Here is an 18877-nt window from a genome sequence, read left to right as displayed (position 1 = left end):
CATTGCCGTGCATCCGGACCATCAGCGCAAAGGCATCGGCAAGTCGCTGATCACGTCGCTCAAGCAACGGTTCGAACAGCGCAACGTCTCGCGGATTCTCATTACCGCGGACGAGCACAATGAACCGATTCTTTCCTTGTATGAAGAGATGGGCTACGCGGCGCAGGACTTTTTCAGATCGTTCCGCCAGCTAAGCATCGTCAACGGTTAACGAACGGCCGCCCTCAGGGTCGGCTCCCATATTTTCACTCGGAGAGCATATGTTGCGCGCCATTGCTTTTGGCCGCAAGATATGCTTTTCTATTAGTAGAACCCAAGGCGGGAAAGCGTATGAACCTTTACGAGCGGTGCATGATCAAAAGCTTCAAGCATGACGGACGATTGCACCGGATGTGGCTCCAGAATTGGCTGGTTCCGCGGCAGCGGCTGCTGCCGGCTCACGAGGCGCAATCGATGATCGTGCTGATCAACGACGAGACGCCGGTCGAGGAAAGCAGCGGCAAGCGGTGGACGAGCAAGGTGCCGGCCGTTACCTTTTTCATTCCGAAGGAATGGTTTAATATCGTCGCGCTGCTGGAGCCGACAGGTATCCGTTATTATTGCAATGTCGCTTCTCCCGTGCACATCGCGGGCGGAGTGTTGACGTATATCGATTACGATCTGGATGTGATCCGGCTTGCCGACGGCTCCATGCATGTGGTGGACCGGGATGAATATGAAGCGAACAAGCAGCTTTATCATTACCCCGCCGCCGTGCGCAACAAAATTGCGGCCGGTCTCGGGCGGCTGGTGAGCCGCATCCGGAGCTCAGAGGAGCCGTTTTGTTCGGAACAAGCGGTCAGGACTTATTTCAAGCAGTGGAAAAAGGAAGCAAGCGGGGGGTAAACGTTACATGAGCCGATCGCAACCAGAGCGGCAAACCGGCCGACCCGCTCGAGCGGGCGTCGGTCCGCAGCGACGGAGCGAATCCGGGAAGCCGCGGGCCAGATGGCTGGAGGAGCTGCTCGACTGGGCCAAAACACTCGGCGTCGCGCTTGTCATCGTGCTGCTCGTCAACCGGTTCGTTTTCAACCTGTCGACGGTCGAAGGGCAATCGATGGAGCCGACGCTGGTGCAGGATGAATGGCTTCTCGTCAACAAAATCGGTTATCTCATCGGAGAACCGGAGCGGTATGACGTGGTCATCCTGAAAGATCCGTCGGAACAGATCGACCGGAAAGAATATTTGGTCAAACGGATCATCGGTTTGCCGGGCGACACCGTTGAAATTCGCGCGGGCGGTTTATATGTGAACGGGGTGCAAACCGTCGAGTCCTATACGGACGTGGAGATCGAAGATACGGATTACGGACCGGAGAAAATAGCGGAAGGCTTTTATTTCGTCATGGGCGACAACCGGCGCGCCGGCGCGAGCAAGGACAGCCGTTCATTCAAGCCGGTACCGCGCGCGCTCATCAAAGGCAAGGCGCAATTCGTGCTCTGGCCGATTGCAAAAATCAATAAGCTCTAGGAGCGGTGGCACAGTGAAGGACGTACAGATCTACACGGACGGCGCTTGTTCCGGCAATCCGGGACCGGGCGGCTGGGGAGCCGTCCTTTTTTATGGAGCGAACAAGAAAGAGATTTCGGGCGGGGAGCCGATGACGACCAATAACCGCATGGAAATCGCGGCGGTCATTCAAGCGCTCAGTCTGCTGAAGGAGCCGTGCAAGGTATCGATATACAGCGATTCGGCTTACGTCGTGAATTGCTTCAACCAGAACTGGATTCGCGGGTGGATGCGCAACGGGTGGAAGAACAGCAAGAATCAGCCCGTAGAGAACCAGGATTTATGGAAAAAGCTGTGGGAGCTTATGCAGAAGCATCAGGTTACGTACATTAAGGTTAAGGGCCACAGCGATAATGAGTGGAACAATCGGTGCGACGAGCTGGCGCGCGAAGCAATCAGGCGGCTGTCGTAACGGAATGAAAGGAGCGCGGGAATATGCCGGGCGAATGGACGCAGGCCCGCTTGGCGGAGCTGAAAGCCGAGATGACGGCGGCGCTGCCCGCCCTCGGAATCGACAAAGTCGGCGTCGCTTCGGCGGCGCCTTTTACTGGTTTAAAGCAAACGCTGATTCGCCACCGGGAGCTGGGCCGCGAGTCCGGCTTCGAGGAGCCGGACTTGGACAAGCGCACGGAGCCGGCGCTGCTGTTCGACGATCCGCAATCGATCATTGCGATCGCGGTCGCGTACCCGTCGAAGCTTAAGGATGCTCCGAAGTCGGAGCCCGGCGCCCGCCGCGGCATTCTGTCGCGCTCGGCCTGGGGCGAAGATTATCACCATGTGCTGCGCGACCGGCTGGGGCGGCTCGAGGCGTGGCTGAGCGAGCGGGTACCGGGCTTCCGCGCGGAAAGCATGGTCGATACGGGCGCGCTTGTCGACAGGGCGGTGGCGGAGCGAGCGGGCATCGGCTGGAGCGGCAAAAACTGCGCGGTCATTACGCCGGAATTCGGCTCCTGGGTGTATTTGGGCGAGATGATCACCAATGTGCCGTTTCCGCCGGATACGCCAGTGACGGAAGGCTGCGACGCGTGCACGAAATGCATAGACGCCTGTCCGACCGGCGCTTTGGTCGGTCCGGGCGAGCTGGACGCCCAGCGTTGCGTCTCCTTCGTCACGCAGACGAAAGGATTTCTCTCGGATGAGATGATGCGCAAGATGGGCAACCGGCTGTACGGCTGCGACACATGCCAGATCGTTTGCCCGGTTAATAAAGGGCTGAACTGGACGCAGCACCCCGAGCTGCAGCCGGATCCGCAGCAGGCGAAGCCGCTGTTGGTTCCGCTGTTGTCGATAGGCAACCGGGAATTCAAGGAGAAGTTCGGAAGCAGCGCGGCATCGTGGAGAGGCAAGAAGCCGATTCAGCGCAACGCCGTCATCGCGCTCGGCAACTTCAAGGACAAGTCGGCCGTGCCGGCGCTTGCAGAGGTGCTGCGGGATGATCCGCGTCCGGTACTGAGGGGAACGGCCGCATGGTCGCTCGGCCGGATCGGCGGCGAGGAGGCCGGGGCCGCGCTGCGTGACGCTTGCGAACGGGAACGGGATCCGGAAGCGTCCGCCATGATCCGGCAGGCGCTGGCTTCCTTCCGTTCCGAGGGGCACCGACTCGATGAGCTGCAGGGAGGAGACGGCCAAATATGATGACGACAACGACAACGGCGTTGACATTGTACCGGGCGGAGCTGGAATCGCCGATCGGCCCGCTCGTGCTGTGTGCGACGGACCGGGGCTTATGCCACATCGACTTCGGCACGTTCAGGGATCGCGAGATGCCGCTCTCGATATGGGCCGCCAAACAGGGATTGGCCGGCCATGAAGGCGCGATCGAGTGGATCGAAGCGCCCGCCCATCCGGTGCTGGCGGAAAGCGCCGCTCAATTAAACGCTTATTTTCGCGGAGCAACATTAGACTTCGATTTGCCGCTCGATATGCTCGGCACCGCGTTCCAGCGAAGCGTGTGGCAGGAGCTGCGGCTCATTCCATACGGCGAGGTGCGCTCTTATAAGCAGGTGGCGGCCGGGATCGGCAAGCCGCTTGCCGTGCGGGCCGTGGGGGGAGCAAACAACCGGAATCCGGTTCCGATCGTCGTGCCGTGCCATCGCGTCATCGGCGCCGACGGCTCGATGGTCGGCTATGGCGGCGGGATGCCGATCAAGACGTTTTTGCTGGAGCTCGAAGGGTACCGGCAGTCTTGAACGCATGCCGTGAACGTATGCCGGAACGTATGCCGGAACACATCACCGGGCGGATTGAGTTTCCCGGGGGGACATGCTATGATAATGGACATTATGAATGAAAGGCTCAGGTGACTGACGATGAGCGCATGGGATATCATTATACCGATCGTCACATTGATCGTCGGATTGATAGCGGGTTTTGCCGCGGGCGTGTTTTATTTGCGCAAGCAGTTGGAGAAAATGCAGAGCGACCCGGAAATGCTGCAGAAGATGGCGAAGCAGATGGGTTACAATATGAACAAGCAGCAAATGCAGCGCGCGCAGCAAATGATGAAATCGGGCAAGTTTCCGCGCAAGTAAACCGGCGGCTGCGGGTTTGGAGGAGGAGTCGGAATGGCTGGTCTGAAGGATTACCTGAACGGCAAGGTAGCTGCGAACAGGGAGCAGATCGAATACCATATTAAAGAAATTTTGAAGTTGATCGGCGAGGATGTCGAGCGCGAGGGCTTGCTGGAGACGCCGGCTAGGGTAACGCGCATGTACGAGGAAATTTTCGCCGGGTATGACATCGACCCCCGCGAGGTGCTGGGCGTCACGTTCGACGAGCAGCATGAGGAGCTCGTCATCGTGCGCGACATTGTGTACTACAGCCAGTGTGAGCACCACATGGCTCCTTTCTTCGGAAAAGCGCACATCGGCTACATTCCGAGCGGGAAAATAGCCGGACTGAGCAAGCTGGCGCGGCTCGTCGAGGCGGTTACGCGCAAGCTTCAGGTGCAGGAACGGATTACGTCGCAGCTCGCGGACATTATGAACGAAGCGCTTCATCCGAACGGCGTGATGGTGGTGGTGGAGGGAGAGCATCTCTGCATGTGCGCCCGCGGCGTCAAAAAGTCCGGCAGCAAAACGGTGACATCGGCTGTCCGCGGAGAGTTCGTAACGAATGCGGCGCTCCGCTCCGAATTCCTGTCATTGCTGAAACAATAAACCATCCAAGGCAACCCGGTATGGTTCGCCGCAGATCTGGTACAAGTATATGACAAACCCGGTCCGGGTACTGACAACCTCAGTACAGGTGCCGGGTTTGTTTGGTTTACAGGGAGGGCTCAACCGTTATTTTGCTATGTGCGTCTCCCGCAACAACATTGCGCGGAAAAATAGTTGACAATCATGCATGGAAGTTTTATCATTTATCTGGTGATAATGATAACCATTCTCACAATTGTAGACCATTTTGAATCAAAATCACGAAGGGTGGAAAAAGGGGAAATGACGAAAAGATTTTTGCGTCACGCTTTAATCGGAATTATGGCTTTTATTATGATTGCCGCAACCATCTCGCCGGGTTTGGCGCAGGCAGCCGACGGAAACATCAAGGTGACCAAGGACGGGCAGCCTTTGTCTTTTGACACCGCGCCTTTGGTTGTGCAAGGCCGGACAATGGTTCCGTACGCGGGTATTGCCAAAAGCCTCGGCGCAACCGTGGGCTGGGACAGTAAAGCAAAAACCGTGGTCGTCACGAAAGCGGACACCAGACTCAAGCTGACGATCGGTTCGACAACCGCGTATAAGAACGGCGCAAAAGTTCAACTTGATGCTGCGCCTGTCGCGGTTGGCGGACGCACGATGGTTCCGTTGCGGTTTATTTCCGAGGCGTTCGGACTGTGGATCAAATGGGACAACTCCAGCAAGACGGTTGCGATCAGAACGGAAATGACCTTGCAAACGACGATTGGGACCGTCACCCTGAATCAAGTTCCGCAGCGCGTCGTTGTGCTTGATATGTACCTGCTGGATATTCTGACATCGTTGGGCGTGCAGGCTGTCGGAATCGCCCAAGAGGATGCCACCAATAAAGACCTCCCCAAATACCTGGACAAATACATCACTTATCCGTTTACTTGGGTCGGCGACCGCAGACAGCCGAGCACTGAAGTGATCGCCAGCTTGAAACCGGATCTGATTATCGGTGACGTCAAACGCCACAAAGAGGCTTACAATGTGCTATCCGGTATAGCCCCAACCGCGTTGTTCACAGGGGCGGGCGATGACGATTGGAAAGCGATCATCAATAAGCTGGGCAATGCTTTCAATTTGGATGATCAAGCCAAAGAGGTGCTTTCCGGCTACTACAAACAAGTTTCGTCCTCCAAAGCGGCCCTCGCCAAGGAAGGGAAATTAAAAGTGCTGCCGGTAGGCAACTATGCGAAAAATCAGGTGCGCATATTCACACCGGATTCTTTTACGGGGGATGTCTTAAAAGAAATCGGCTTGACGGTTTCTTTCAGCGCCGACGGAAAGCCGGATGCCTACATCTCGAGAGAGAAGCTGCTTGAAATTGACGCGGATGTCATCTTCCTTCTTGAAAGCCCGAAATGGACCGATAATGTCGATCTCGACAAAGCCACCATCTGGAAGGATCTCCGCGCAGTCAAAGCGGGCAATGTCAAAAAGGTAAGTCTGGAAAACTGGACATTCTACCGCGGACCGTTAGCCGCAAAAGTCATCATGAACGATGCTGTGGATTATGTAACCAAGTAATGATCATATCGCTGAAGGACATACAATTGACGTGAGCCTATTATCCGCTCACGTCTTTCCCCGTGTTAGGAGATGAACGGATATGGGTTCAGATCGGAATCTTGGCGGTGAAACTTCCGTTCCGATACATCATTACGCGCGCCATTTCACCAACAGCCTGGTTCTATGCGCGGGCATCTTTTTGCTGTTGCTCGCTGCAGTAAGCTCCATCCGTTTCGGGGTCGCGGACCTGTCGAATCAAACGGTATTAGACGCGATGTTCCGCTATAACGGCGATTTGCCGCAGCACCAGATCGTGATGGATCTTCGTCTTCCGAGAGTATTGGCCGCCGTCATGGTTGGCGCCGCTATGGCAATATCGGGCGCTATGCTGCAGGCTATAACGGATAATCCGCTGGCTGCCCCCGAGATGCTCGGCATTAACTGGGGAGTAGCGCTTACGATTCTGATAGCGACTCTGTATTTGCCTTGGGTACCGGATAAACTTATTCCCATTATTGCGTTTGGCGGCGGCGGATTGACGATGATGCTGGTATGGGGGATCGGTTCCATCGGTTCCAAAATGTCTTCTCCCCTTAAATTGGCTTTGGCGGGTGTCGCGGTTTCGGCGCTGATCAGTACGGCTATTGAAGGCATCATACTCGTCAATGCACAAAATGCATATGCTCTTTCCTATTTGCTGAAAGGCAGTGTAGCCGGTGTGGAATGGCGGGACATCCGTTTTTTATATCCATGGATTGCGGCGGGGATTGCCGTCTCCCTGTTGTTGACCGGCAAGCTTAACTTGCTGCGGTTGGGCGACGAAGTGGCTGCTGGGTTGGGATTGCGCGTTCGCATGATTCGCTTGATTTCCTCCATTGCGGTCGTTTGCCTTGCGGGTTCCGCCGTTGCGGTGTCCGGGCCGATCGCCTTTATCGGGTTGGTCGTTCCGCACATTACCCGATTCCTGGTAGGTTCCGATGAGCGTTGGGTGGTGCCGTGTTCCGGCGTGCTGGGAGCGCTGCTGCTTGTGGCGGCTGATCTCGCCACTCGGCTTGTTTATGATCCTGAAGAGGTTTCGGTCTCCATTCTGATGTCCGTCATCGGAGCGGCCTTTTTCATCTACCTTATACGCTCCAGGAGGATTACATGAAAACGACACTGAAACCGCCGCCCGGCCTGCAGCTGCCGCGGGCCCCATGGTGGTTGACCGCGTTGCTTCTGACCGTTCTTCTGCTTGCCATCACTATAGGGAGTACGGCCCTGGGAGCGGTTCGAATAAGTATGCCGGATACGATGCGAGCATGGCTCGGCGGAGAATTGGCGCAAACGGAGCAGCTGATTATGGATATGCGCATGCCGCGTGTGTTCATAGCGGTGCTGGTAGGGGCGGCTCTGGCGATGTCCGGGGCTATTTTTCAGGCGATCACCCGCAACAGTCTGGCCTCGCCGGATATTATCGGCGTAAGCAACGGAGCCGGCTTGATGGCGGTCATTCTTATTCTGTTGTATCCTGCCGCGCCGCCGGGAGTTCTGCCGATTTTCGCTTTTCTCGGCGGCGCCGGCGCGGCGCTCGCCGTTTATTTGTTGACGTGGCAGGACGGTATCCGACCCAAAAGGCTGATTATGATGGGGATCGCGATTTCCGCTTTCTGTTTGGCGGCACGGGATGCCGTTGTGCTCAAGGCCCCCGACGATTTGGATTCGGCCCTCTTCTGGTTAATCGGTTCGGTCTGGGGGCAGGGCTCCGAGCGCTTGGCGGCCGTCTGGCCTTGGTTTGCCGCCTTTCTGGTTCTCGGATTGGCAGTAACACGGCCGCTGGCCGTTCTGTTGTTAGGGGATAACGTTGCCCGGGGCTTAGGCGGCAGGGTGGAGGGGATTCGCTTGTTCGCTTCCGCTATCGGTGTCGGTCTGGCGGGCAGCGCGATTGCCGTTGCCGGCAATATCGGCTTTGTCGGGCTGCTGGCGCCTCATATGGCAAGGTTTTTGGTTGGGCCTAATATTAGGAAAATGCTTCCGGTCGCGGCGTTGATCGGCGCGATCGTAACCGTTGCCGCGGATACGATCGGAAGGGTAGTAGTTGCCCCTGCAGAGCTGCCGGCCGGTTTGCTGACCACCCTTTTAGGGGCGCCTTACTTCTTATGGCTGTTGTACCGCGGACGCTGATTTAATAATAAAACATACCCGAATCAAGGAGATTCCATGATGACCAAACGGAATAAAATTAAACTTGGAAAACAGGGCTGGGCGTTAGTCATGTATACGCTGCTGGCGGTATTTTTGGCGGGATGCACTCAGACCGCAACGGAAACCGCCAAACAGGAGACGGCCGTCATGACGGGAGAAGACCAGGCGCAAACCTCCGGAAAGCTGTATAAGCTTGGAGATACGGTAGTCGCGGGTGAGCTAAGCTACCAAATAAATAAAGCGGAATCGGAACAAAAAATCGGCGACGGCGGTATCGCAGTTGAAACCGACCAGCAGTTCATTGTGCTTCAACTCACCGTTGCAAACAACGGACCGGAGGCGCAATTGATCGATCCATCCCTCTTCAAGCTAAAGGATGGGCAGGGCAATGAATTTGATCCTATGGTTGACGGAGATATGTATGTCAATCAAAGCGAGCCGTTTTTCCTTCAGGATGTCTATCCGGGTACTCCACGGGCGGGAAACATCGTTTTTGAAGTGCCCGTGGATGCTGAACAATTGCAGTTGGTCGTTCAATCGGGGATCGGCTTTGAAGGTGATCAAGCAGAAACGATAACTCTTCCTCTTCCTTAATCACTCTACGCATGCGGATTGCCTTCAAGACAACAAGAACATATATTTGTAGAAAACCGCGCCTGGCGCGGTTTTTTTCTCTTGACAATATTTCCGGTATCCGTCAATATAGTCATTGAAAATGATTATCATTATCAAAAATCATTTCAATGAAAGCAGGTGCTGGATTTTGGTAGAAAGTACTATTCAAACACAAGACAGGATCACAGGAATAGCCGATTCGATTGTTGATTGCATAGGTCGAACACCGATGGTTCGTTTGAATCGCCTTTTTTCCAACCGTGCAGTAAGTGTTCTTGCCAAGCTGGAATTGATGAATCCAGGCGGCAGCATGAAAGACCGGCCGGCACGTTACATCATTGAGCAGGGGCTGCGCAACGGCACGCTTAACTCCGACACACATCTGATCGAGAGTACATCGGGGAATCTTGGAATTGGTCTGGCCATGATTTGCAAGATCTATGGCTTAAAGTTTACCTGCGTCGTGGATCCGAAAATAACCAAAACAAACTTGAACATAATCAAGCAACTCGGCGCGAATATCGACATGGTCACGGAACCGGACGAACAGGGCGGCTATTTGAAAACACGCATCAAACGGGTTAAAGAACTAGTGAAGTTGATTCCCAATGCTTACTGGATCAATCAGTACGCAAATGATTTGAATTGGCAGGCTCATTATCATGGTGCAGGAAGCGAAATTCTACGGCAAGTGGACGGACCGATCGATTACCTTGTGTGCGCGGTAAGCACCACAGGAAGCATTCTCGGTTTCTCCCGCAAGATTCGCGAAGAGTTTCCGAAAGTCAAAGTGATCGCGGTCGATGCGGCAGGTTCGGTTATCTTTGGCGCACCGTCCGGACCGAGAGAGCTTCCGGGGATCGGAGCAAGCCGTGTTCCTGAACTGCTTAACCCGGCGGAGATTGATGAGGTCGTCTATGTCAATGATTCGGATTCGGTTAAAGGCTGTCAGGATCTGTTGACGCATGAGGGAATCTTTGCGGGAGGATCCTCCGGTTCTCTAATTGCGGCTATTCAGAAAATCATTCCTGCGATACCGCCCTCTTCCCGAATCGTAACGGTTCTGCCCGATCGGGGGGATCGTTACCTTGATACGGTTTATGACGACGAATGGGTTAAAAAACTGTCGCAAGTCAAAACAGAAGAAACAATGAGAGGGGCATAAGGATGCATCGCAATCAATCGATTTTATACCTCAGCAAGGAGGATATTGCCAAGCTGGGCGGCGCGTCTTCCGATCTTTATGTGAAAGCGGTGGGCAGAGCGCTGGAGCTGCATGCAAGGCAGGATTTCGTCCAACCGCTCAAACCATACTTGCGTGTGGAGGGCAAAAACGGCCATATCGCCGACCGGATCATTGCGATGCCCGCCTATATAGGCGGCGAAGTCCCGGTGTCCGGACTGAAGTGGATCGGAAGCAAACACGATAACCCTCGCATACGCGGTATGGAACGCGCAAGCGGCCTGATCATATTGAATGACCCGGAAAGCAACTACCCGATCGCTATTATGGAGGCAAGTCTGATCAGCGGCATGCGGACGGCTGCCGTCTCGGTGATAGGCGCCCGTTACTTGGCCCGCAAAGGGTTCCGAAGCGTGGCTTGCATGGGGTGCGGCATCATTGCCAAGATGCAATTGCAATCGCTGATTGAACAGTTCCCGGATATTGCTTTCCTTCACCTTTTTGACCTGAACCATGACGCGGCGGCTCGACTGGCTCAAGAGCTGCGGGAGCGTTATCCGCATGTGAAAGCAATTGCGGCCAAGGACGCTGAGTCCGCTGTAAGGGAAGGCGAGATGGTTGTCACTTGCACGGTAACGGATCAGCCTTATATTCCGTTTGAATGGCTTCAGAAAGGCGTTTTTGTAAGCAACATTTCCATCATGGACGTACATAAAGAGGTGTTCTTGCAAGCCGACAAAGTGGTGGTTGACGATTGGGACCAATCGAACCGTGAGAAAAAAGTAATGAATCAACTCGTGCTGGAAGGGCGATTTTCCCGTGAACAGCTACACGCCGAACTGGGAGATATTGTGATCGGGAACAAGCCCGGCCGTGAATCGGACGATGAAATCATCATCCTTAATCCGATGGGAATGGCCGTTGAAGATATTGCAAGCGCACAAGAAATTTATCTGAAGGCGGTTGCCGCCAACGCGGGAACACGATTGAGTCTTTATTGAAAATTGGAATCGCGTGAGCACAACCAATCGTTCATGCTTGAGTTGGAGGTAGTAGCTTGGATAATCAATTGATCGGAACAGAGGCCGATACTCCGGTCCCGGATTTGCAAAAGCTGCGTGAGGCGGCGTCGGAATCGGTCTTGAGCGATTTGGTGAATGCCATGTTTCACGAAAATGTTCTGGACATCGCCGACCGAGGTGTCGTCACAGCAGACTTGCCGGAGATGTTCTCGCTCTCGCCATTCAAATTGGCGGAAGGAGAATATTATTTTCGACTGAGACTGGATATGGAGCACGCCGTAGTGTTCCGGGTACGCCCACAGCGTTTTATACAATCGTATAAATTAAGCCGTCCGCCCGTTCTGCTGGTGACGAACCGTTCAGAGGGCATATCGCGGCAATCTCTTAGTCCAATTGCGTTCATGCGCGTATTGGCCGATTCCGTTTCAGAGGAAGAACGCGCGGCTCTGCTTCCGAATCTGAGTGAATTTCTGGCGGAACTGGGAGACGCGATTGAACATACGGCCCTCTCATTGGAAGCGGCACACGAATTTGCCGATGGAGGGGACACGTCCCCTCCGTCATCTCTGCTCCGAATCGAACGCCTCTCTTCGCTTCGGGATCGTCCTTTTCATCCGACTTCCCGGGCGAAGCGCGGTTGGGACAGCGGCGACTACCGAAAATTCAGTCCTGAATTCGGCTGCCAATTCGGCCTGGATTGGGTAGCCGTAAGGCGTGATCATATTTCTAAAGGGCTGTCGGCAGAAGACGTCGGGAGATTCATTCTGGAGGATTCCGAGTACCGGCAGCTTGAATCGGCCATAGCTGCGGCCGGCATTAACCAAGAGGATTATCTGGCGCTGCCGGTTCATCCCTGGCAAATGCGGCATGTCATCCCTGCCGTCTTCAAAAGCGAGATTGAGAAGGGGATTTGTATACCGATCATTCAAGGGTTGGGGAGGTTTGTTGCGACATCGTCTGTCCGCGGGCTTTCTCCAGTGCACGGAGGGCGGTATCACGTAAAGGTGCCGATCGGCATTTATTCGCTTGCCGCACTCCGTATTCTTCCTCCTCGCTATCTGCTTAACGGGGAGAAAGGACAGGAGCTGCTGCAACGGGTTATTGACGAACAACCGCTGCTGCGGAACAGGCTTCACCTCTGCAGCGAGAAGCTGTGGTGGGGATTCCACGACCTTGAGGGCGATCCATACGAAGACAAACCGGGACATCTTGCTTGTCTGGTCAGAGAATATCCCGCTCAGCTGACGGAGGACAAAGAGGTAGATTTGATTGCGATGTCCGCATTGGCCGTTATGGACCCGACCGGGCAGGTTCCCGCATTTTCCGCGCTGCTAAGGTCTCGGTACGGTTCACAAAACGGGCAGACGGAAGTAATCAGCCTGTTTCGTGAGATTTGCCGACCGTTTATCGAGACGGCGCTCATCTGTTTTCGCTGCGGCATGATGCCGGAAATTCACGGTCAGAACGTCATGCTTGTCATACGAGACGGCCATATCACCGGTCTCTTGCTGCGCGATCATGACACCATCCGTTTGCATCTTCCCTGGCTTGAGCGGGAAGGTCTCGCGAATCCGAACTATACGGTCAAACCCGGGACTCCCAACAGCTTGATCAATCCGTCGCCCGAACATCTTTTATCCTATTTTCAAACGTTAGGGCTGCAGGTCAATCTTTATGCGATCATCGACGCCATTTCACAAGCCTATTCGATGGATGAAGCCGAGTTGTGGAAAACCGTCCGGGCGACTATCCGGTCATGTCTGACGGATATGGATTTGCCTAAAGAGGTACGCGATATCCTTGCGCAGCAGCTGCTCGACAGCCCGGTTTGGCCGACCCGCACACTGATCAAGCCGCTCCTGCAGAGAAGCGGTTCCGGTGGAGGCAGTATGCCGGCCGGATCGGGCGTGACGGATAACCCTTTGCGGAATTTATGAGCGGGTGAGAGGAGAATCTCTATGGTTACATCTGAGTACATAAGGGAGCTGGGGGATCGGTCCCTGATGCACACGTCCCGCAGGAACCCGATTGTATTGTCACACGGAAAAGGGGTTCGGGTATGGGATCTGGACGGCAATGAATATCTCGATTTTCTTGCCGGATATGCCGTTAATGTTTTGGGACACTCCCATCCTCGCGTCGTTCAAGCCATCGCAGAACAATCCGGAAAATTATTGCATGTATCGAATTGGTTCTACAATGAGCCTTCCGTTCATTTGGCGAGGCTGCTGGTGGAGAACGGTGCCGGCGATCGCGTGTTTTTCAGTCCCAGCGGTGCGGAAGCCATAGAAGGAGCAATCAAGCTGGCGCGGAAATATGCCTGCCGTAAAGGCAATGCGGAGAAAACGCGTGTGATCGGCGCGATACGCTCTTATCATGGACGCACTTACGGGGCATTGGCCGCCAGCGGCAAACCGGATATGAGGGAAGGATTCGGGCCCGCTCTTGCAGGATTTACCCATGTCCCCTTTAACGATCTGGAAGCTTTGGAGCAAGCGATGGATCACAAGGTATGTGCCGTCATTCTTGAGCCCATCCAGGGTGAAGCAGGCGCTTATGTGGGTTCGGACGCCTTTTTGAGGGGAGCGAGAGAGCTTTGCGACCGTTATGGCTCCCTTCTTATATTTGATGAAATTCAAACCGGCATGGGACGAACGGGATCGTTTTTTGCGTATCAGGAGTATGGAGTCAAGCCGGATATTCTAACCATTGGAAAGGGGCTGTCGGGCGGACTCCCCAATGCGGCTATTGCGGCTTTCGGCGAAGCAGCTTCGGCATTCCAACCCGGAGACCACGGAGCCACGTTCGGCGCAAACCCGGTAGTATGCGCGGCGGGAGTAGCTACCGTCCAAACGATATTAAATGAAAATCTGCTGGATCATGTCAAACAAGCAGGCGCTTATCTTAAATCTCAATTAGAGGCTCTAAAGGAAAGGCATTCAATGATTAAGGAAGTCCGCGGAAAAGGGCTTCTGGTCGGGCTTCAGCTTTCTGTGAGCAGTGTACCGGTTGTCGCCGAAGCGAATAAGCACGGACTTTTAGTCGCACCCAGCCTCAACCAGGTGGTACGCATTCTGCCGCCGTTAATCATCACAAAAGAAGACGTTGATGAAGCCGTATCCATTCTGGATTACTCGCTTCGCAAGATGGCCGTTTCAACCTATTAAAGATCCGTTATGAAAGGTGGAGAACGGTGAAAGGAAACGTATTGATTACCGGAGCAAACAGAGGTCTTGGATATGAGTTGGTCAAGTGTTTTCACTCCAACCACTATCAAGTGTTTCCCCTGGTTCGAAGCGAGGAAGCCGCAATTGATTTATTGGCGGAATACAATGATAGGTGCTATCCGATTGTTGCCGATGTAAGATTGGACGATTGCAAAGAGAGCATCCAATCGACCATCCGAAATTTTACAGACAAGATAGATATCGTGATTAATAACGCAGGTATTCCAGGCAGAAGCCGGGAACTGGAAAAAGTCGAACCTGAAGAAATAAGTGAATTGCTGAACGTTCATTGTCTAGGAGTCTTAAGGGTCGTTCAGGCTGCCATGGCATTTTTGCAAAACGGCGACAATCCCAGGATCATCAACGTCTCATCCCGATTGGGTTCCTTGTCGAAAATGGCTTCCGCTGAATTCAGGAACAGAAAATTTACCTATTCCTATCGAGTGGCTAAAGCGGCACAGAATATGCTGACCATCTGCATGGATCAGGAATTTAGCAAAAAAGGGATTTGCATCCGCGCGATCCACCCGGGAGTATTTATATCCGGCCCAAGCTCACTGGATGGCGATCTCGAAGTTCATGAAGCGGCCGGGCATATTTTCCGCTGGATTGACGGAATGGAGATTAATCGTTCCGAACGATTCATACAGCCGGGTGTCGGGGAATTGCCGTGGTGAAACATGGATGGAGGTGGGAAGTCAAAAATGGTAAACCATTCAAAAAGTAAAGAGGATAACAGAAATGTTCGGTGGGCAGAGCAAGCAACGAGAGAAAGATTGTTAAACGCCTATTTGCGTGAGAAAGGAATTTGGAATCCGGGGCTGGGGCCCGATGATCAATCCCTGAAGATGCTTCCCATTGAAATAGTTGAGGAAATGGAGAAACAAGGTATTCCCATGAAGGTGGAGTTGTCCGATACAGGAACGGTAATCTTCGGATCATTGCGTTATTTCTCCGCTTTCGGGCATCATCGCTACGGAACTTCCTGGTACAAAATCGATAAAGGGAATGTCAACGAGCTCGAAGAATGCCGGGAGCTTGCAGCAGCTTTGCTGCAGGAGCTTGCCTGCTCGGAACCTGACGAATCTGACAGGAACGATAGAGTAAACGCCATGCTTTCGCGGATTGAGAACTCCATTGAAAAGACGAGTAAATATATTCAGCGTAGTTTGCGGCCAGGCGTTTCTTTATGGGAACAGACGGGGGGACAACGTTTTTGCGCCGCGGAGCAGTCGCTGATTTACGGGCATCCGTTCCATCCTACCCCCAAGAGCTCGGAAGGATTCTCTCCCGACGACCTTGAACGTTACGCTCCGGAATTGGGGGCCTCCTTTGTCCTGCATTATTTTGCCGCTTCACCTGAACTTGTGGCGGAATGTTTGCCGGAGACAACCGGGGAGGAGATGATGCCGGCCAAGGTGCTTGAGGCGGCACGGCAGCAGCTCGGTTCTCTCCGGCGGCACTACCGGCTGATGCCTTGTCATCCTTGGCAGGCGCAGTATCTGAAGAACGTCGCTGAAGTAACAGAGTTGATCGAGGCCGGACAATTAATAGATTTGGGTCCGCTCGGCAATCCGGTTTATCCGACTTCGTCGATCCGAACGGTGTGGGATCCGGAGCATGCTTATATGTTCAAGCTGCCGCTCAACGTACGGATAACCAATTTCGTACGGGTAAATCCCACCGAACAATTAAAGCGGACGGTCGATGCCGGCCGGGTGCTGGCCCGCCTGAGGGATGAAATTCCTTATTCGGAGTTCGGCGTGCTGCTGGAGGCCGGGTATCGAACTTTGACAGTCCCGGCTGGATCAGAAGAACAGGGGGGAAGTTTGGCTGAAAGCTTCGGGGTGATCTTTCGTGAAAACCCGGTTCGCGATTCGGTTAATAAGAAACAACTCGAGGGCGGGGACGCTCCGACCGTGGTGGCCGCTCTGCTGGAACAGCCTCCCCGCGCCAACGAGGCGCCCGTCTGGGAAGCGGTGCGCATGGCGGCAGCGGCAAAGCGGACGATGTCGGATCGCGCTTTTCTGGGAAAGTGGCTTGAACGATATTTGGAAATCGCGCTATCGCCTGTTTTGTGGCTGTTCCTTGAACGTGGGATCAGTGTGGAGGCGCATGTCCAAAATTCAATGGTGACGCTGCAGAACGGTTGGCCGATCCGTTTCTGGATAAGGGATCTCGAAGGCGTCAGCATCAGCCGGGAACGAGCTTTGAACGACGGCCTGTTCGGACTGCCGGAAGACAGTCCGGCGTTCTATCCGGATGAAGAAGCATGGAACCGGCTGAAATATTATTTCTTCGTGAATCATTTGGGCCATTTGATCCATACGCTGGCTTTGTACGGGGAAGTTGACGAATTGGCGCTCTGGCAGGTTGTAAGTGAAGTGTTGCAAACATCCGGCCTGTTTGAGGGCGAGGAACGAAAGCCGTATTTGCGCGATTTGCTTGAAAGCGAAGGCTTGCCTGCAAAGGCAAATTTGGCGAGCGGTTTTCAGAATCGGGGAGAAACCCCTCTTTATGTAGAAATTCCAAATCCGCTGATCCGGTGTGAGGTGACGGTATGAAACAAAAATGGCAGCCATTGACCGTACAGCAGGCGATTCAATCCGACCGGTTTGTCGCGGTGCGCAGACGGATTTTTCGCCAGTTGATCGAATCGCTGATTTATGAAGGGATGGTTTCTCCGGAGACGGAGGGCTCGGGAGGAGAGGCGCGCTTCACCATTAACGGCAGGGACGAAGCGGGACTTCCCGTTGTCTACACGTTCCGGGGACAGAGAAGATTTACGTTCGGGCGGATCCGGTTGAGCGGCATGCCAATTGACCGTACGGCGGACGGGATGACGAGGGAAGCTGATTCTCTCAGCCGGTTCCTGCTTGAGATTCGCGGCTCGCTGGGCGCGGATGAAGGGCGCCTGGTTACGTTTATTCATGAACTGGAACAGACGCTGTTTAAAGATGCGCTGGCACAATACGACCGCTTTGAACAGGGCATGCGGCTGGAGGGGTGCAGCTATGACATTCTGGAAGGAAATGTGATGGACGGCCATCCCTATCATCCCAGCTACAAATCGCGGATCGGATTCGATTACGCGGATCATTATGCGTACGGTCCCGAATTCAAGCAAGAGATTCACCCGCTGTGGCTGGCCGCATACAAAGAATGGACACGAGCCGCCGTTTCCCGCCGGTTGGAGTATGACGGGTTTATGAAGGCCGAACTCGGAGCCCGGCAATTGAGCTTGTTTACGGAAAAAGTTCGCAGTCAAGAGGTTGATCCTGACGATTATGTTTTTTTGCCGGTTCATCCGTGGCAGTGGCAGAAGCAAATTGCAGCATCACACCTGCAGGATTTACGCGAGAAGCGCCTGATTGTGCTGGGCACGGGCACAGACGCTTATCGCCCGCAGCAATCGATTCGAACATTGGCGAATCGGACATCGCCCGGGAAGGCATATCTCAAATTGTCGATGAGCATCCTCAACACGTCCACCGGACGCGTTCTGGCGCCCCATACGGTGGAGAACGCGCCGGCCGTGTCGGATTGGCTGAAGGAGCTCGCGGCCGGGGATCCTTTTCTGCATGAAGAATCCCGCTTGATTCTGCTGGGCGAAGTGTTGGGAATTTCCTATGATCGTCCGGCACTCTCCGATTTGGTACAGTCATCGGTCTACGGTACGCTCGGATGCATTTGGCGGGAGAGTCTTCATTCCTATCTGGAGGAGGGGGAAGAGGCCGTTCCCTTCAACGCGCTCTGTGCGACGGATCTGGATGGCCGGCCGTTTATCGAGCCTTGGGTCCGTGCAGCGGGGATTGAACATTGGTTGAAAAGGCTGCTGGAGGCGGCTGTTCTGCCGATCGTTCACCTACTGTACGCCCATGGAATCGCCTTGGAGTCGCACGCGCAAAATATGGTGCTGATTCACAAGGAAGGGGTGCCTTGCCGCGTGGCGCTGAAAGATTTTCACGATGGCGTCCGTTTCTCGAAAGAGCACCTGTTCGCACCCGAAAAATGCCCGGACCTGCTCGCCACTCCGGAATACCATGCCCGAGTGAACCGCAACTCGTTTATTGAAGCGGATGATCCGGCGCTCGTGAGGGATTTCGTGCATGACGCATTGTTCTTTATCAATCTGGGAGAGCTCGCGCTGTTCATGGCCGATCATTTCCTTTATGAAGAACGGGAATTCTGGTCGCTCGTTCGTCAGGCGATCGAAGGCTACCAGCGGCGCTTCCCGGAGCTGCGGCATCGTTATCAATTGTTCGATTTGTTCGCTCCGTCCATTGAAGTCGAACAATTGACGAAGCGCCGCTTGTTTCCGGATACGGAGCTTCGGACTCACCGGGTCGGCAATCCGCTCAACCGATGCGCGGAAACGATTGCGGCGCGAGCGGGGGAGTAGG

The 18877-nt window shown here is 54.3% G+C and carries 19 protein-coding genes; all 19 read left to right on the top strand.

Going from position 1 to position 18877, the window contains the following annotated elements; translation table 11 throughout:
- Positions 1-211: GNAT family N-acetyltransferase (locus tag RWM61_RS10220; protein WP_314000281.1), on the top strand; the 211-nt coding region annotated here is incomplete at its 5' end.
- Positions 212-330: 119 nt separating this feature from the next.
- A complete protein-coding gene (locus RWM61_RS10215; RefSeq protein ID WP_314000279.1) occupies positions 331-885 on the top strand; it encodes a DUF402 domain-containing protein in 555 nt (184 codons plus the stop codon).
- A gap of 7 nt (positions 886-892) precedes the next feature.
- Positions 893-1510, top strand: coding sequence for a signal peptidase I (gene lepB, locus RWM61_RS10210; RefSeq protein ID WP_314000277.1), 618 nt, complete (start codon positions 893-895; stop codon positions 1508-1510).
- A 13-nt stretch (positions 1511-1523) separates the two neighbouring features.
- Positions 1524-1961, top strand: coding sequence for a ribonuclease HI (gene rnhA, locus RWM61_RS10205; RefSeq protein ID WP_314000275.1), 438 nt, complete (start codon positions 1524-1526; stop codon positions 1959-1961).
- A gap of 23 nt (positions 1962-1984) precedes the next feature.
- The gene (gene queG / locus RWM61_RS10200) at positions 1985-3184 is read left to right on the top strand and encodes a tRNA epoxyqueuosine(34) reductase QueG (protein WP_314000273.1); all 1200 of its coding nucleotides are present in this window, start codon (positions 1985-1987) and stop codon (positions 3182-3184) included.
- On the top strand, positions 3181-3738 hold the full coding sequence (locus tag RWM61_RS10195; protein WP_314000271.1) for a methylated-DNA--[protein]-cysteine S-methyltransferase: 558 nt from the start codon (positions 3181-3183) through the stop codon (positions 3736-3738). Before queG ends, RWM61_RS10195 begins: the two co-directional genes overlap by 4 nt.
- A 120-nt stretch (positions 3739-3858) precedes the next feature.
- Positions 3859-4080, top strand: a complete 222-nt coding sequence (locus RWM61_RS10190) for a YneF family protein (RefSeq protein ID WP_314000269.1) — start codon at positions 3859-3861, stop codon at positions 4078-4080.
- A gap of 33 nt (positions 4081-4113) precedes the next feature.
- Entirely contained in the window at positions 4114-4707 is a 594-nt protein-coding gene (gene folE / locus RWM61_RS10185) for a GTP cyclohydrolase I FolE (protein ID WP_314000267.1), read from the top strand.
- A gap of 183 nt (positions 4708-4890) precedes the next feature.
- Positions 4891-6261, top strand: a complete 1371-nt coding sequence (locus RWM61_RS10180; protein WP_314000287.1) for a stalk domain-containing protein — start codon at positions 4891-4893, stop codon at positions 6259-6261.
- 82 nt (positions 6262-6343) lie between these two features.
- Positions 6344-7393 (top strand): iron ABC transporter permease, encoded by a 1050-nt coding sequence (locus RWM61_RS10175; protein WP_314000263.1) that lies wholly within the window; start codon positions 6344-6346, stop codon positions 7391-7393.
- Positions 7390-8406, top strand: a complete 1017-nt coding sequence (locus RWM61_RS10170) for an iron ABC transporter permease (RefSeq protein WP_314000261.1) — start codon at positions 7390-7392, stop codon at positions 8404-8406. The genes RWM61_RS10175 and RWM61_RS10170 overlap by 4 nt, the downstream gene beginning before the upstream one ends.
- 39 nt (positions 8407-8445) lie before the next feature.
- Positions 8446-9021 (top strand): DUF4352 domain-containing protein, encoded by a 576-nt coding sequence (locus RWM61_RS10165; RefSeq protein ID WP_314000260.1) that lies wholly within the window; start codon positions 8446-8448, stop codon positions 9019-9021.
- Between the two features lie 202 nt (positions 9022-9223).
- Complete coding sequence (gene sbnA, locus RWM61_RS10160) at positions 9224-10207, top strand: 2,3-diaminopropionate biosynthesis protein SbnA (RefSeq protein ID WP_314000285.1); 984 nt, start codon at positions 9224-9226, stop codon at positions 10205-10207.
- Positions 10208-10209: 2 nt separating this feature from the next.
- On the top strand, positions 10210-11226 hold the full coding sequence (sbnB, locus tag RWM61_RS10155) for a 2,3-diaminopropionate biosynthesis protein SbnB (protein ID WP_314000258.1): 1017 nt from the start codon (positions 10210-10212) through the stop codon (positions 11224-11226).
- Between the two features lie 56 nt (positions 11227-11282).
- On the top strand, positions 11283-13184 hold the full coding sequence (locus tag RWM61_RS10150) for an IucA/IucC family protein (protein WP_314000256.1): 1902 nt from the start codon (positions 11283-11285) through the stop codon (positions 13182-13184).
- 21 nt (positions 13185-13205) lie between these two features.
- The gene (locus RWM61_RS10145; protein ID WP_314000254.1) at positions 13206-14414 is read left to right on the top strand and encodes an aspartate aminotransferase family protein; all 1209 of its coding nucleotides are present in this window, start codon (positions 13206-13208) and stop codon (positions 14412-14414) included.
- Between the two features lie 26 nt (positions 14415-14440).
- Positions 14441-15151 carry an SDR family NAD(P)-dependent oxidoreductase gene (locus RWM61_RS10140; RefSeq protein WP_314000252.1) on the top strand — a complete coding sequence of 237 codons (711 nt, stop codon included), beginning with the start codon at positions 14441-14443 and terminating at the stop codon, positions 15149-15151.
- A gap of 219 nt (positions 15152-15370) precedes the next feature.
- The gene (locus RWM61_RS10135; protein ID WP_314000250.1) at positions 15371-17038 is read left to right on the top strand and encodes an IucA/IucC family protein; all 1668 of its coding nucleotides are present in this window, start codon (positions 15371-15373) and stop codon (positions 17036-17038) included.
- Positions 17035-18876, top strand: a complete 1842-nt coding sequence (locus tag RWM61_RS10130; protein WP_314000248.1) for an IucA/IucC family protein — start codon at positions 17035-17037, stop codon at positions 18874-18876. The genes RWM61_RS10135 and RWM61_RS10130 overlap by 4 nt, the downstream gene beginning before the upstream one ends.
- Position 18877: the final 1 nt, after the last annotated feature.

This window comes from uncultured Paenibacillus sp., assembly GCF_963515335.1.
In the GTDB taxonomy this organism is placed as follows: Bacteria; Bacillota; Bacilli; order Paenibacillales; family Paenibacillaceae; genus Paenibacillus_I.
This window is presented reverse-complemented; position numbering and strand designations above follow the sequence as displayed.

Excerpts from the sequence above, each read along its gene's own strand:
- RWM61_RS10215 (WP_314000279.1), top strand. The coding sequence starts at position 331 with ATGAACCTTTACGAGCGGTGCATGATCAAAAGCTTCAAGCATGACGGA.
- lepB (WP_314000277.1), top strand. The coding sequence starts at position 893 with ATGAGCCGATCGCAACCAGAGCGGCAAACCGGCCGACCCGCTCGAGCG.
- queG (WP_314000273.1), top strand. The coding sequence starts at position 1,985 with ATGCCGGGCGAATGGACGCAGGCCCGCTTGGCGGAGCTGAAAGCCGAG.
- RWM61_RS10195 (WP_314000271.1), top strand. The coding sequence starts at position 3,181 with ATGATGACGACAACGACAACGGCGTTGACATTGTACCGGGCGGAGCTG.
- RWM61_RS10190 (WP_314000269.1), top strand. The coding sequence starts at position 3,859 with ATGAGCGCATGGGATATCATTATACCGATCGTCACATTGATCGTCGGA.
- folE (WP_314000267.1), top strand. The coding sequence starts at position 4,114 with ATGGCTGGTCTGAAGGATTACCTGAACGGCAAGGTAGCTGCGAACAGG.
- RWM61_RS10180 (WP_314000287.1), top strand. The coding sequence starts at position 4,891 with ATGCATGGAAGTTTTATCATTTATCTGGTGATAATGATAACCATTCTC.
- RWM61_RS10175 (WP_314000263.1), top strand. The coding sequence starts at position 6,344 with ATGGGTTCAGATCGGAATCTTGGCGGTGAAACTTCCGTTCCGATACAT.
- RWM61_RS10170 (WP_314000261.1), top strand. The coding sequence starts at position 7,390 with ATGAAAACGACACTGAAACCGCCGCCCGGCCTGCAGCTGCCGCGGGCC.
- RWM61_RS10165 (WP_314000260.1), top strand. The coding sequence starts at position 8,446 with ATGACCAAACGGAATAAAATTAAACTTGGAAAACAGGGCTGGGCGTTA.
- sbnB (WP_314000258.1), top strand. The coding sequence starts at position 10,210 with ATGCATCGCAATCAATCGATTTTATACCTCAGCAAGGAGGATATTGCC.
- RWM61_RS10145 (WP_314000254.1), top strand. The coding sequence starts at position 13,206 with ATGGTTACATCTGAGTACATAAGGGAGCTGGGGGATCGGTCCCTGATG.
- RWM61_RS10135 (WP_314000250.1), top strand. The coding sequence starts at position 15,371 with ATGAAGGTGGAGTTGTCCGATACAGGAACGGTAATCTTCGGATCATTG.
- RWM61_RS10130 (WP_314000248.1), top strand. The coding sequence starts at position 17,035 with ATGAAACAAAAATGGCAGCCATTGACCGTACAGCAGGCGATTCAATCC.